The sequence below is a fragment of the Streptomyces sp. sk2.1 genome (assembly GCF_008120935.1).
In the GTDB taxonomy this organism is placed as follows: Bacteria; Actinomycetota; Actinomycetes; order Streptomycetales; family Streptomycetaceae; genus Streptomyces.
In genome coordinates, this window is the sequence record NZ_RDBO01000020.1 from 683,231 (window position 1) to 696,106 (window position 12,876).

Below are 12,876 nucleotides of genomic sequence, written 5' to 3' on the forward strand. Positions count from 1 at the left end.
CCCCGAAACGCGACAGCAGCAAGATCGGCTCAAGCCCCTTAGCAGAGCTGCACGTTCTCAGAATGCGGTCACTTTTCCATCCGGTAAAAAGCCGTACATGTCCGCACAGCCACCTCAAGCCTTCCTCAAGGGCATAACAAGACAGTCACATCCTGCGGCGGACCCATCCCGGACTCCCTCCCCTGCGCCTAGAGTCACCGCCAGTCACCGCGCCGCCGGGCGCGTCTGCAGCACGGCCCTGTACCACCCCAGTACGGCCCGGCGAACGACACGGCACCTCAGCAGAGGAGGCCGCGCCAGGGAAAGGACCTTTCGTGCGACACCGTTCTTTGCTCATACTCACCACAGTGCTCACCACAGGAGCACTGACCCTCACCGCCTGCGGGTCGCGCGACGACAGCAAGAACAGCGGCGGCGGAGGCGACACCCAGACCGTCGTCATCGGCGTCGACGCGCCGATCACCGGCGACCTGTCCGCCCTCGGCCTCGGCATCAAGAACTCCGCCGACCTCGCCGTCAAGACGGCCAACAAGGAAAAGACCGTCCCCGGCATCAAATTCGAGGTCAAGCCGCTCGACGACCAGGCGCAGCCCTCCGTCGGCCAGCAGAACGCCCAGAAGTTCATCGACGACGAGTCCGTCGTCGGCGTCGTCGGCCCCCTGAACTCCGGCGTCTCCCAGTCGATGCAGAAGCCGCTCAACGACGCCAACCTCACCCAGGTCTCCCCCGCCAACACCGGCACCGAGCTGACCCAGGGCGAGAACTGGAAGACCGGCGACAAGAAGCGCCCCTTCAAGACCTACTTCCGCACCGCCACCACGGACCAGATCCAGGGCGCCTTCGCCGCGAAGTACCTCTACAACAACGCGAAGATCAAGCAGGTCTACCTCATCGACGACCAGAAGCCCTACGGCGCCGGTCTCGCCGCCTCCTTCAAGACCACCTTCACCACCCTCGGTGGCAAGATCGTCGGCTCCGACCACGTCAACCCCGACGACCGCGACTTCAACGCCGTCGTCACCCAGGTCAAGAAGTCCGGCGCCAAGGCCGTCTACTACGGCGGCGAGTACCCCGCCGGCGCCCCCCTGAGCCAGCAGCTCAAGGACAGCGTCCAGATCCCCCTCATGGGCGGTGACGGCATGTACAGCGCCGACTTCATCAAGCTCAACAAGAAGGCCCAGGGCGACATCGCCACCTCCGTCGGCAAGCCCGTCGAGGAGCTCGACTCCGCCAAGAAGTTCATCGCGGACTACAAGACCGCCGGATACAAGGACGCCTACGAGGCGTACGGCGGCGGCACCTACGACGCCACCTGGGCGATCATCGAGGCCGTCAAGATCGCCGTCGCCGAGAACGACGGCAAGCTCCCCAGCGGGGACGAAGGCCGCGTCAAGGTCCTCGAGGCCATGGCCAAGGTCAAGTTCGACGGCGTCACCGGCCCCGTCTCCTTCGACGAGTACGGCGACACCACCAACACCATGATGACCGCCTACCAGGTCGACGGCGGCAAGTGGACCTCCAAGCTCAGCGAGGTCTACAAGCCCTGACCCCCACCGGCCCTCCCGGTCCCCAAGCCTGACCCAGACCGCGCGGGAGCGCTACCAGCGCTCCCGCGCGGTGCCATATCCGAACCACTCCACGGAGGCCCTGCGGTGAACGAACTGCCGCAACAGCTGGCCAATGGACTCATCCTCGGCGCGATGTACGGACTCATCGCGATCGGCTACACGATGGTCTACGGAATCATCCAGCTCATCAACTTCGCCCACGGCGAGATCTTCATGATCGGAGGCTTCGGAGCTCTCACCGTGTACCTCTGGATGCCGGCCGGTGTCTCCCTCCTCGCGATCATCCCCCTCATGATCATCGGCGGCGTCATATGCTCCGTCGCCGTCAGCGCGGCCGCCGAACGCTTCGCCTACCGGCCCCTTCGCACCGCCCCACGACTGGCCCCGCTGATCACCGCGATCGGACTCTCCCTCGCACTCCAGCAGGCCATCTGGAAGTGGTACCCCGACGCCAAGAAGGACCGCTCCTTCCCCCAGTTCAAGGGCGAAGCGATCGACATCTTCGGCGCCCACATCCAGCGCGGTGACCTCTTCGTCCTCATCACGGCACCCATCTGCATGCTCGCCCTCGGCCTCTTCGTCTCCAAGACGCGCACCGGCCGCGGCATGCAGGCCACCAGCCAGGACCCCGACACCGCCAAGCTCATGGGCATCAACACCGACCGCATCATCGTCATGGCCTTCGCCATCGGTGCCGCGTTCGCCGCCGTCGCCGCCGTCGCCTACGGGCTCAAGAACGGCCAGATCGGCTTCAAAATGGGCTTCATCATGGGCCTCAAGGCCTTCACCGCAGCCGTACTCGGCGGCATCGGCAACATCTACGGAGCCATGCTCGGCGGCGTCGTACTCGGCATCGCCGAATCCCTCGCCACCGGCTACATGAGCAACGTCCCCGGCATGGACCTCTTCGGCGGCGGCGCCTGGAAGGACGTATGGGCCTTCGTCCTCCTCATCGTCGTCCTCCTGCTCCGGCCCCAGGGCCTGCTCGGCGAACGCGTCGCGGATCGGGCGTGATACCGATGACCACCAACCACACCACCTCCTTCCTGCCGATCCCCGCCGCCGCGGCCCGCATCGGCACCGTCGCGGGCGCCGCCGTCGCACTCGCCGGCACCTTCCTCGCCTGGACCTGGACCTCCGAATTCCCCGGCGACCTCACCGTCACCGGCTACCCCGGCGGCCTCCAGGTCCTCACCCTCACCAGCGCCGCACTCACCCTGCTCCTCGCCCTGTCCGGCTACGGCATCCGAGGACTGCGCTGGCTCACCCCCGGCGGCACCAACAGCCCCGTCCGCCTCCTGGCACTGGGCACCTTCGGCACCACCGGCTACACCATCGGCGCCATCTCCTACGACCTCGGCGGCATCGTCAACCTGGAACCCGGAGCCTGGGTCAGCGGCATCGGCGCACTCATCGCCGCCATCGCCGCCCTCGGCCTCCCCGACGACCAGCCGCTCACCGGACCCTCGAACAACGCCTGGCAGCGCTTCCGCAACGGCCTCGCCGCACCCTCGGCCCCCCGCGCCAAGGCCCTGCCCTCCTGGGCCGAGATCCTCATCATCGTCGCCGCGTTCGGCATCGGTCTCCACGTCTTCACCTACGGCATCGACACCGAGTACACCGAGCTCTTCATCGGCTTCCTCATCACCGTCGGCTTCGCCTTCACCGCACTCCACCGGGCCGGACTCATCTCCCGCCTCACCGCGCTGACCACGAAGCACCGCAACATCACCCTCGCCGCGGCCCTCGTCGCAGCCGTCTGCTTCCCCTTCACCCAGCAGAAAGAGGAATACGCGCTCATCGGCGCCAACATCCTCATCTTCGGCACCGTCGCCCTCGGCCTGAACGTCGTCGTCGGCCTCGCCGGCCTCCTCGACCTCGGCTACGTGGCCTTCCTCGGCGTCGGCGCCTACGCCGCCGCCCTGGTCTCCGGCTCCACCATGTCGGCCATCGGCGTCGAGTTCCCCTTCTGGGCCGCCGTACTCACCGGAGCCGCGGCATCACTCGTCTTCGGCGTCCTCATCGGCGCACCGACGCTACGGCTGCGCGGCGACTACCTCGCCATCGTCACCCTCGGCTTCGGTGAGATCTTCCGCCTCACCGTGAACAACCTCAACGGCAACAGCGGCCCCGACCTCACCAACGGCTCCCAGGGCATCCCCAGCATCCCCGACCTCAACTTCTTCGGGTTCGACTTCGGGACCAAGCACGACGTCCTCGGCTTCACCCTCGGCAGGTCCGCCAACTACTACCTGCTGATGCTCCTGTTCACCGCCGTCGTCGTCCTCGTCTTCCGCCGCTCCGGGGAATCCCGCATCGGCCGGGCCTGGGTCGCCATCCGCGAGGACGAGACCGCGGCCACCGCCATGGGCATCAACGCCTTCCGCCTCAAGCTGATCGCCTTCGCCCTCGGCGCCACCCTCGCCGGACTCGCCGGAACCGTCCAGGCCCACGTCAACTACACCGTGACGCCCGAGCAGTACCAGTTCGCCGGCTCCGTACCGCCCAACTCCGCCTTCCTCCTCGCCGCCGTCATCCTCGGCGGCATGGGAACCCTCAGCGGACCCCTCGTCGGTGCGGCACTGCTCTACCTCATCCCGGCCAAGCTGCAGTTCATGCAGGACTACCAGCTCTTCCTCTTCGGCGTCGCCCTCATCCTCCTGATGCGCATGCGCCCCGAAGGACTGGTCGCCGACCGCAGGAAGCAGCTCGAATTCCACGAGAACGACCAGCCCGACGTACCCGAACCACGGCAGTCCGAGGAAACCGGCGCCGGCATCGCCAAGGCGGGGGCGTGACCACCATGACCACCACCACGAAAACCGCCACCACCGTCCTGGACGCCAGCGGGGTCACCATGCGCTTCGGCGGCCTCACCGCCGTCCGCGACGTCGACCTCACCGTCAACGCGGGCGAGATCGTCGGTCTCATCGGCCCCAACGGAGCCGGCAAGACCACCTTCTTCAACTGCCTCACCGGCCTGTACGTCCCCACCGAGGGCAAGGTCAGCTACAAGGGCACCGTCCTGCCGCCCAAGCCCCACCTCGTCACCCAGGCAGGCATCGCCCGCACCTTCCAGAACATCCGGCTCTTCGCCAACATGACCGTCCTGGAGAACGTCCTCGTCGGACGCCACACCAGGACCAAGGAAGGCCTCTGGTCCGCCCTCCTCCGGCTCCCCGGATTCACCAAGGCCGAAAACGCCAGCCGCGAACGCGCCATGGAACTCCTGGAGTTCATCGGCCTGGCCAACAAGGCCGACCACCTCGCGCGCAACCTCCCCTACGGAGACCAGCGCAAGCTGGAAATCGCCCGCGCACTCGCCAGCGACCCCGGACTCCTCCTCCTCGACGAGCCCACCGCCGGCATGAACCCCCAGGAAACCCGCGTCACCGAAGAACTCATCTTCGCCATCCGGGACCAGGGCATCGCCGTCCTCGTCATCGAGCACGACATGCGGTTCATCTTCAACCTCTGCGACCGCGTCGCCTGCCTCGTCCAGGGCGAGAAACTCGTCGAAGGCACCGCCGGTGAGGTCCAGAGCGACGAACGCGTCGTCGCCGCCTACCTCGGCACCCCCTTCGAAGGCGCCCCCGGCGCCGAGGAGGCCGCCGAGGTCGAAGCCGCCGAAGCCGACGCCGCCAGAACAGCCACCACCAGCACCGAGGAGGAGGACACCCGATGACCGCACTTCTGGAGGTCGAGGACCTCCGCGTCGCCTACGGCAAGATCGAAGCCGTCAAGGGCATCTCCTTCACCGTCGAAGCAGGCCAGGTCGTCACGCTCATCGGCACCAACGGCGCCGGCAAGACCACCACCCTGCGCACCCTCTCCGGCCTCCTCAAGCCGGCCGGCGGCCGCATCGTCTTCGACGGCAAGCCACTCACCAACGTTCCCGCCCACAAGGTCGTCTCCCTGGGCCTCGCCCACTCCCCCGAGGGACGCCACATCTTCCCCCGGCTGACGATCGCCGAGAACCTCCAGCTCGGCGCATACCTCCGCAGCGACAAGGCCGGCATCGAGAAGGACATCCAGCGCGCCTACGACCTCTTCCCCATCCTCGGGGAACGCCGCAAGCAGGCCGCCGGAACCCTCTCCGGCGGCGAGCAGCAGATGCTCGCCATGGGCAGGGCCCTCATGTGCCAGCCCAAACTCCTGATGCTCGACGAACCCTCCATGGGCCTCTCCCCGATCATGATGCAGAAGATCATGGCGACCATCGTCGAACTCAAGGCCCAGGGCACCACCATCCTGCTCGTCGAGCAGAACGCCCAGGCGGCGCTCTCCCTCGCCGACCAGGGCCACGTCATGGAGGTCGGCAAGATCGTCCTCTCCGGCACCGGAGCGGACCTCCTCCACGACGAGTCCGTCCGCAAGGCCTACCTCGGCGAGGACTGAACCCCTCCCACGCACATGGGTGAGGCCCGTGCCCCGGTCGACCGGGGCACGGGCCTCACCCATGTGTCCGTACGGACCGGCTACTCCGCCGCCCGCTTCTTCTCCTCGGCATCCGCGATCAACGCCTCGGCCAGCTGCTGCATCGAGAGCCGCCGGTCCATCGACGTCTTCTGGATCCACCGGAACGCGGCCGGCTCCGACAGCCCGTAGTCCGTCTGCAGAATGCTCTTCGCCCGGTCCACCAGCTTCCGCGTCTCCAGCCGCTGCGCGAGGTCCGCGACCTCGCTCTCCAGCGCCTTCAGCTCCGCGAACCGCGACACCGCCATCTCGATGGCCGGCACCACGTCGCTCTTACTGAACGGCTTCACCAGATACGCCATCGCCCCGGCGTCCCTGGCCCGCTCGACGAGGTCGCGCTGCGAGAACGCGGTGAGCATCAGAACGGGCGCGATGGACTCCTCGGCGATCTTCTCCGCGGCGGAGATCCCGTCGAGGACCGGCATCTTCACATCGAGGATCACCAGATCCGGCCGGTGCTCCCGGGCCAGCTCGACGGCCTGCTGCCCGTCCCCGGCCTCGCCGACGACCGAGTAGCCCTCTTCCTCCAGCATCTCCTTGAGGTCGAGACGGATGAGCGCCTCGTCCTCGGCGATGACGACACGGGTCGTCAGCGGCGGAACGTGCGACTTGTCGTCGTCGGCGGGCTGGGGCGACTCGGGGGTGGTCACGGGGACTCCTCGTTCCAAGGGCAGGTACAGCTTCCATGAGCCTACCTAGCAGCGGAGCGGACATGTCACCCGGTACACTTTCCGACAGCAACCTCGCCGGGTTGGTGGAATGGCATACACGGATGTCTCAAACACATCTGCCCGAAAGGGCTTGCGGGTTCGAATCCCGCACTCGGCACATACAAAGCGGATGTTCACGTTCTCGTGAACATCCGCTTTCTGCTGCACAGAGTAGTCCACGGTCACTCATGGTGGTGACATGGACTTCCATGGGCCTTCGTTACGGCAGAAGGCACTCATTCTTCTCCGCAGCGGCGCGAAGAACGCCGACGTCGCACGGAAGCTGAACGTACCGGCCGGCACGATCGGCTACTGGAAACACATGGACCGCGCCACACGCGGCGAGTGTCCGGGAGCGCATCGCTCCTTCTGCCCTCGGTGCGACGGGGAACTGGACCAGCCCGCCTACGCCTACCTTCTGGGCCTCTATCTCGGGGATGGGCACATAATCCAGAACAAAGCCATGAAAACGCCCAGTCTTTCCATCACCTGCGACGACAGCTGGCCCGGTCTCATGGACCTGTGCGAGAACTCCATGCGGGCCGTCTTCCCCGAGAACTCCGTCTGTCGGGTGCGCCGAAAAGGGTGCCGCGAGGTGAAGATGTACTCCAAGCATCTGTGGTGTCTCTTCCCCCAGCACGGTCCCGGCAAGAAACACGAGCGTCCCATTGCCCTGGCCTCCTGGCAGCAGGAGATCGTCGATGCCCGTCCATGGGACTTCATCCGCGGCCTCATCCACTCCGACGGCTGCCGGAACACGAACTGGACGACCCGGGTGATCGGCGGGGTGCGCAAGCGCTACGAGTACCCGCGTTACTACTTCACCAACCTGTCGACCGACATCCTGGGACTCTTCACCGACGCCCTGGACCGCGTGGGCGTCGAGTGGAAGCAGGCCAACACGCGGAACATCTCCGTCGCCCGACGGGCGTCCGTCGCGTTGATGGACGCCCATGTCGGGCCGAAGTACTGACGACCGCCTACTTCGGGCTGTCGTCCTCGCCGATGTGGTGCACCCGCACCAGGTTCGTCGAGCCCGGGACGCCCGGCGGGGAGCCGGCCGTGATGACCACGACGTCGCCCTTCTCGCAGCGGCCGATCCTCAGCAGTTCCTCGTCGACCTGGGCCACCATCGCGTCCGTCGAGTCCACCTGCGGGCCGAGGAAGGTCTCGACGCCCCAGGTCAGGTTCAGCTGGGAGCGGGTGGCCGGGTCCGGGGTGAAGGCCAGGAGCGGGATGGGCGAGCGGTAGCGGGACAGGCGCCTGACCGTGTCGCCGCTCTGGGTGAAGGCGACCAGGAACTTCGCGCCCAGGAAGTCGCCCATCTCGGCAGCCGCGCGGGCGACCGCGCCGCCCTGGGTGCGGGGCTTGTTGCGCTCGGTCAGGGGCGGGAGGCCCTTGGCGAGGATGTCCTCCTCGGCGGCCTCCACGATGCGGGCCATCGTGCGTACCGTCTCGACGGGGTACTTGCCCACGCTGGTCTCGCCGGAGAGCATCACCGCGTCGGTGCCGTCGATGACCGCGTTGGCGACGTCGGACGCCTCGGCGCGGGTGGGGCGGGAGTTGTCGATCATCGAGTCGAGCATCTGGGTGGCGACGATGACCGGCTTGGCGTTGCGCCTGGCGAGTTTGATGGCGCGCTTCTGGACGATCGGCACCTGCTCCAGGGGCATTTCGACGCCGAGGTCGCCGCGGGCGACCATGATGCCGTCGAAGGCGGCGACGATGCCGTCGATGTTCTCGACGGCCTGGGGCTTCTCGATCTTGGCGATGACGGGGAGGCGGCGGCCCTCCTCGTCCATGATGCGGTGGACGTCCTCGATGTCGCGTCCGCTGCGGACGAAGGAGAGGGCGATGATGTCGGCTCCGGTGCGCAGGGCCCAGCGGAGGTCTTCGACGTCCTTCTCGGAGAGTGCGGGGACGGAGACGGCGACGCCGGGGAGGTTGAGGCCCTTGTGGTCGGAGACCATGCCGCCCTCGATGACGGTGGTGCGGACGCGGGGGCCGTCCACTTCGGTGACTTCGAGGGTGACCCGGCCGTCGTCGACGAGGATGCGTTCGCCGGGGGTGACGTCGGTGGCGAGGCCGTCGTAGGTGGTGCCGCAGCCGTGGCGGTCGCCGTCCATGGGTTCGACGGTGATGGTGAAGGTGTCGCCGCGTTCGAGAAGTACGGGGCCTTCGTGGAAGCGGCCGAGGCGGATCTTCGGGCCTTGGAGGTCGGCGAGGACTCCGACGCTTCGTCCCGCTTCGTCGGCGGCCTTGCGCACGTGGCGGTACCGCTCTTCGTGTTCGGCGTAGGTGCCGTGGCTGAGGTTGAGGCGGGCGATGTCCATTCCGGCTTCGACCAGCGCTTTGAGCTGGTCGTATGTGTCGGTGGCGGGGCCCAGGGTGCAAACGATTTTCGCTCGGCGCATGCTTCGACCCTAAGCCTTACCTACGGGTAGTTATTTCGCTCGCCGTGTCCGCTCAACAACCTTTGGGTGAAGGGTTATTGACAACTGTTGAATTGTGCGGCGGGGTGCTCGGATGAGCATTCCTTCAGAGCTTCGGGGGCGCCATGATGAAACGGGCGTTCACTCGTGCGTAGACGGTCTGGCGTTGTGGTTCGAGGTTGAGGGCGGAGGGTTGGGGGGCTGCCGCGCCGTAGGCGGCGGCGCGTGCGCCGCCGGGGGGTGCGGGCATGGCCGTGGGGGCGTTCTCCGCGCCGATGTCGGCGAGTTCGACGAGGGCGGTGAGGTGGGTGTCGAGCGCGCCGGCGTATTCGCGGGCGCGTTGGACGGCTTCGCGGACGGCTTGGCGGCGGGCTTCGGCGTGGGCGGGCGAGTCGGGGCGCAGGCTCCACCAGGGGCCGTTGATGTGGGTCATTTCGAGGTCGGCGATGCGGGTGGTGAATTCGCCGAGGGCGGTGAAGTCGTTGAGGACGGCGGTGATGTGGACGCGGCCGTGATATGCGCGGATTTTTTCGTTGCGGCCCTGTTGGTCGAGTTCGGGCGTGATGGAGAATGCGCCGGTTTCGAGTTTTTCCATGGCTTGCCCGTAGGAGCGTGCGAGTTCGAGGACGCGGTCGTTGCGGCGGGTGAGGTCGTCGAGTGCGTTGCGGCGGTCCTTGCCGCGGGCGCTGACGGTGATGCCGAGGCGGGCGGTCTCGGGGTCGAATTCGAGGCGGGCTTCGCCGCGGACGGCGACGCGGGGGTGTTCGGGGGTGCCGTAGGACAGGGGTGTGTCGGTCATGGGTCCACTGTCGCACCCGGGTGTGACAGTGGTTGGTCACCAGATCGAAACCCGGGAGGGGTGTTGCCGGGTGTGGCTCCTGGGTCATTATCTACGCGCGTTGTGTACGGTCTGTCCCGCGTCGGGCGGGAGCCGGGCCGTACGGGTATCGAGCTTCGCGTGAGAACTGAGATGTGGGAGAAGAAATGCCGCTGAACCGTAGGACGTTCCTGGGCGCATCGGCGGCCGCCGGTGCGGGTGTGGCGATCGCGGGGGGTTCCGCGGCGCCCGCCGCCGCTGATGGGCATGGTCATGGGCACGGCCACGGGCGTCCGCCGAAGCGGTACTCGTTCACCGTGATGGGGACGACGGACCTGCACGGGAACGTCTTCAACTGGGACTACTTCACGGACAAGGAGTTCGACGACAAGGCGCACAACGATGTGGGTCTGGCGAAGATCTCGACGCTGGTGGACCAGGTGCGCCGGGAGAAGGGGCGTCGCAACACGCTGCTGATCGACGCGGGTGACACGATCCAGGGCACCCAGCTGTCGTACTACTACGCCAAGGTCGACCCGATCACGGCGCGGCGTGGTCCGGTGCATCCGATGGCTCAGGCGATGAACGCGATCGGTTATGACGCGGCGGCGCTGGGGAACCACGAGTTCAATTACGGCATTCCGGTGCTGCGGAAGTTCGAGGAGCAGTGTGATTTCCCGCTGCTGGGTGCGAACGCGCTGGACGCGAAGTCGTTGCGGCCGGCGTTCGCACCGTATGTCATCAAGCGGATGCGTACTCCGCACGGCCGGGACGTGAAGGTCGCGATCCTGGGGCTGACCAATCCGGGGATCGCGATCTGGGACAAGGCGAACGTGGGCGGGAAGATGGTGTTCCCGGGGTTGGAGGAGCAGGCGGCGAAGTTTGTGCCGCGGCTTCGTTCCATGGGTGCGGACGTGGTGATCGTGTCGGCGCATTCGGGGAGCAGTGGTACGTCGTCGTACGGTGACCAGTTGCCGTACGTGGAGAACGCGGCGGGTCTGGTGGCCGAGCAGGTGCCGGGTATCGACGCGATTCTGGTGGGGCACGCGCACCAGGAGATTCCCGAGTACTTCGTGGAGAACAAGCGGACGGGCAAGAAGGTGGTGCTCTCCGAGCCGTTGAAGTGGGGGCAGCGGCTGACGCTGTTCGACTTCGACCTGGTGTGGGAGAAGGGCCGCTGGGTGGTGGAGAAGGCGGGTTCGCGGGTGCTGAACTCCAACACGGTGGAGGAGGACCCGAAGATCACGGGGTTGTTGGCGGACGAGCACGAGAAGGTCGTGGCGTATGTCAACCAGGTGATCGGTACGTCGACGGCGGCGATGACGACGGCGGAGGCGGCCTGGAAGGACGAGCCGATCATCGATCTGATCAATGTCGTCCAGGCGGAGACGGTGAAGGCGGCGTTGGCGGGTGGTGAGTACGCGGCGCTTCCGGTGCTCTCGCAGGCGTCGTGTTTCTCGCGTACGGCGCAGATTCCGGCCGGTGATGTGACGATCAAGGATGCGGCGGGTCTTTATCCGTTCGAGAACACGCTTGAGGCGCGGTTGCTGACGGGTGCGCAGTTGCGGGATTATCTGGAGTTCTCGGCGCGGTATTACGTGCAGACGCCGGTGGGTGCGCCGGTGGACACGGCGAAGTTGACGAACGCGGACAACACTCCGGATTACAACTATGACGCGGTGTCGGGTCTGACGTACGAGATCGACATCGCGAAGCCTAATGGTTCGCGGATCGTGAATCTGGCGTTCGAGGGGAAGCCGGTCGATCCGGCGGCGCAGTTCGTGCTGGCGGTGAACAATTACCGGGCCAGTGGTGGTGGGAACTTCCCGCATGTGGCGGGTGCCAAGCAGTTGTGGGCGAATTCGGAGGAGATCCGGAACACGATCATCGCTTGGGTGCAGGCGAAGGGTTCGGTGGACGGTGCGCAGTTCGCTTCGGTGGACTGGCGTCTGACGCGTGAGGGCACGCCGGTGTTCTGAGTGGTCCGGGCGGTCCGGCGTTTCGACGTTTCGGGCGGTTTTGTGGTGGGCGGCCGTTCTCTCCTGTCGGAGGGGGCGGCCGCCTTCTGTGTGTGGGGGGGGTCAGTTGCCGTGGATCGAAGGTGGTGAAGGCGGTGCGTTCGGGGAGGGGGTAGGGGTTGGTGCCGGTGAGGTCGTTGAGGATGGTGGCGCTGCGCCAGGCGGCGAGTCCGAGGTCGGGGGCGCCGACGCCGTGGGTGTGGCGTTCGGCGTTCTGTACGTAGACGTGGCCGGTGATGGCGGGGTCGAGGACGAGGCGGAAGCGGTCGTCGATGCGGGGGCGGTCGGATTCGTCGCGGCGCAGGTGGGGTTCGAGGCCGGCGAGGATGCGGCCGAGTGGGCGTTCGCGGTAGCCGGTGGCGAGGACGACGGCGTCGGTGGTGAGGCGGGTGCGGGTGTTCTGCTGGGTGTGTTCGAGGTGGAGTTCGATGCGGGTGTTGGTCATGCGTCCTGCGGTGCGTACGGAGACTCCGGGGGTGAGGGTGGTGTCGGGCCAGCCTCCGTGGAGGGTGCGGTGGTAGAGCTCGTCGTGGATGGCGGTGATGGTGTCGGTGTCGATGGCTTTGTGGAGTTGCCACTGGCGGGGGACGAGTTCGTCGCGTACGGCTTCGGGGAGGGCGTGGAAGTAGTGGGTGTAGTCGGGGGTGAAGTGTTCGAGACCGAGTTTTGAGTACTCCATGGGGGCGAACGCCGGGGTGCGGGTGAGCCAGTGGAGGTTTTCGTGGCCGTGGGGGCGGGCGCGCAGGAGGTCGAGGAAGATTTCGGCGCCGGATTGTCCGGAGCCGATGACGGTGATGTGTTCGGCGTCGAGGAGTTCCTTTCGGTGGTGGAGGTAGTCGGCGGAGTGGATGACGG

10 protein-coding genes, 1 tRNA gene and 1 pseudogene are annotated in these 12,876 nt (G+C 66.8%); 8 read left to right on the plus strand and 4 right to left on the minus strand.

Translation table 11 applies throughout. From position 1 onward, the window contains the following. The first annotated feature begins 329 nt into the window (after nt 1–329). From EAO76_RS06565 to EAO76_RS06585, 5 genes are all read left to right on the plus strand, one after another. The gene (locus EAO76_RS06565) at nt 330–1,547 is read left to right on the plus strand and encodes a branched-chain amino acid ABC transporter substrate-binding protein (protein ID WP_148835603.1); all 1,218 of its coding nucleotides are present in this window, start codon (nt 330–332) and stop codon (nt 1,545–1,547) included. A gap of 105 nt (nt 1,548–1,652) precedes the next feature. Beyond that, the gene (locus EAO76_RS06570; protein WP_148834246.1) at nt 1,653–2,582 is read left to right on the plus strand and encodes a branched-chain amino acid ABC transporter permease; all 930 of its coding nucleotides are present in this window, start codon (nt 1,653–1,655) and stop codon (nt 2,580–2,582) included. A gap of 5 nt (nt 2,583–2,587) precedes the next feature. Next, complete coding sequence (locus tag EAO76_RS06575; RefSeq protein ID WP_148834248.1) at nt 2,588–4,366, plus strand: branched-chain amino acid ABC transporter permease; 1,779 nt, start codon at nt 2,588–2,590, stop codon at nt 4,364–4,366. Between the two features lie 5 nt (nt 4,367–4,371). Continuing rightward, a complete protein-coding gene (locus tag EAO76_RS06580) occupies nt 4,372–5,253 on the plus strand; it encodes an ABC transporter ATP-binding protein (RefSeq protein WP_148835604.1) in 882 nt (293 codons plus the stop codon). Further along, nucleotides 5,250–5,966, plus strand: a complete 717-nt coding sequence (locus EAO76_RS06585) for an ABC transporter ATP-binding protein (RefSeq protein WP_148834250.1) — start codon at nt 5,250–5,252, stop codon at nt 5,964–5,966. The genes EAO76_RS06580 and EAO76_RS06585 overlap by 4 nt, the downstream gene beginning before the upstream one ends. An 80-nt stretch (nt 5,967–6,046) precedes the next feature. Here the strand turns inward: EAO76_RS06585 and EAO76_RS06590 are convergent, their stop codons facing one another. Continuing rightward, complete coding sequence (locus EAO76_RS06590; protein WP_148834252.1) at nt 6,047–6,694, minus strand: ANTAR domain-containing response regulator; 648 nt, start codon at nt 6,692–6,694, stop codon at nt 6,047–6,049. A 95-nt stretch (nt 6,695–6,789) separates the two neighbouring features. Between EAO76_RS06590 and EAO76_RS06595 the strand changes: the two genes are divergently transcribed. Both EAO76_RS06595 and EAO76_RS06600 read left to right on the plus strand, forming a co-directional pair. Then, a tRNA-Leu gene (locus EAO76_RS06595) sits at nt 6,790–6,872 on the plus strand. An 81-nt stretch (nt 6,873–6,953) separates the two neighbouring features. Further along, nucleotides 6,954–7,727: a helix-turn-helix domain-containing protein gene (locus tag EAO76_RS06600; RefSeq protein ID WP_148834254.1), complete on the plus strand. Its 774-nt coding sequence runs from the start codon at nt 6,954–6,956 to the stop codon at nt 7,725–7,727. A 7-nt stretch (nt 7,728–7,734) separates the two neighbouring features. On the opposite strand, the gene pyk is transcribed toward EAO76_RS06600, so the two are convergent. Together pyk and EAO76_RS06610 are read right to left on the minus strand one after the other, a co-directional pair. Continuing rightward, nucleotides 7,735–9,168 (minus strand): pyruvate kinase, encoded by a 1,434-nt coding sequence (gene pyk / locus EAO76_RS06605; protein WP_148834256.1) that lies wholly within the window; start codon nt 9,166–9,168, stop codon nt 7,735–7,737. A 124-nt stretch (nt 9,169–9,292) separates the two neighbouring features. Then, nucleotides 9,293–9,985: an SIMPL domain-containing protein gene (locus EAO76_RS06610; protein ID WP_148834258.1), complete on the minus strand. Its 693-nt coding sequence runs from the start codon at nt 9,983–9,985 to the stop codon at nt 9,293–9,295. A 185-nt stretch (nt 9,986–10,170) separates the two neighbouring features. Between EAO76_RS06610 and EAO76_RS06615 the strand changes: the two genes are divergently transcribed. Beyond that, a complete protein-coding gene (locus tag EAO76_RS06615; protein WP_148834259.1) occupies nt 10,171–11,982 on the plus strand; it encodes a bifunctional UDP-sugar hydrolase/5'-nucleotidase in 1,812 nt (603 codons plus the stop codon). A gap of 73 nt (nt 11,983–12,055) precedes the next feature. Here EAO76_RS06615 and EAO76_RS06620 read toward each other — a convergent pair. Beyond that, nucleotides 12,056–12,876: pseudogene (locus tag EAO76_RS06620) on the minus strand (SidA/IucD/PvdA family monooxygenase); the annotation flags it as partial.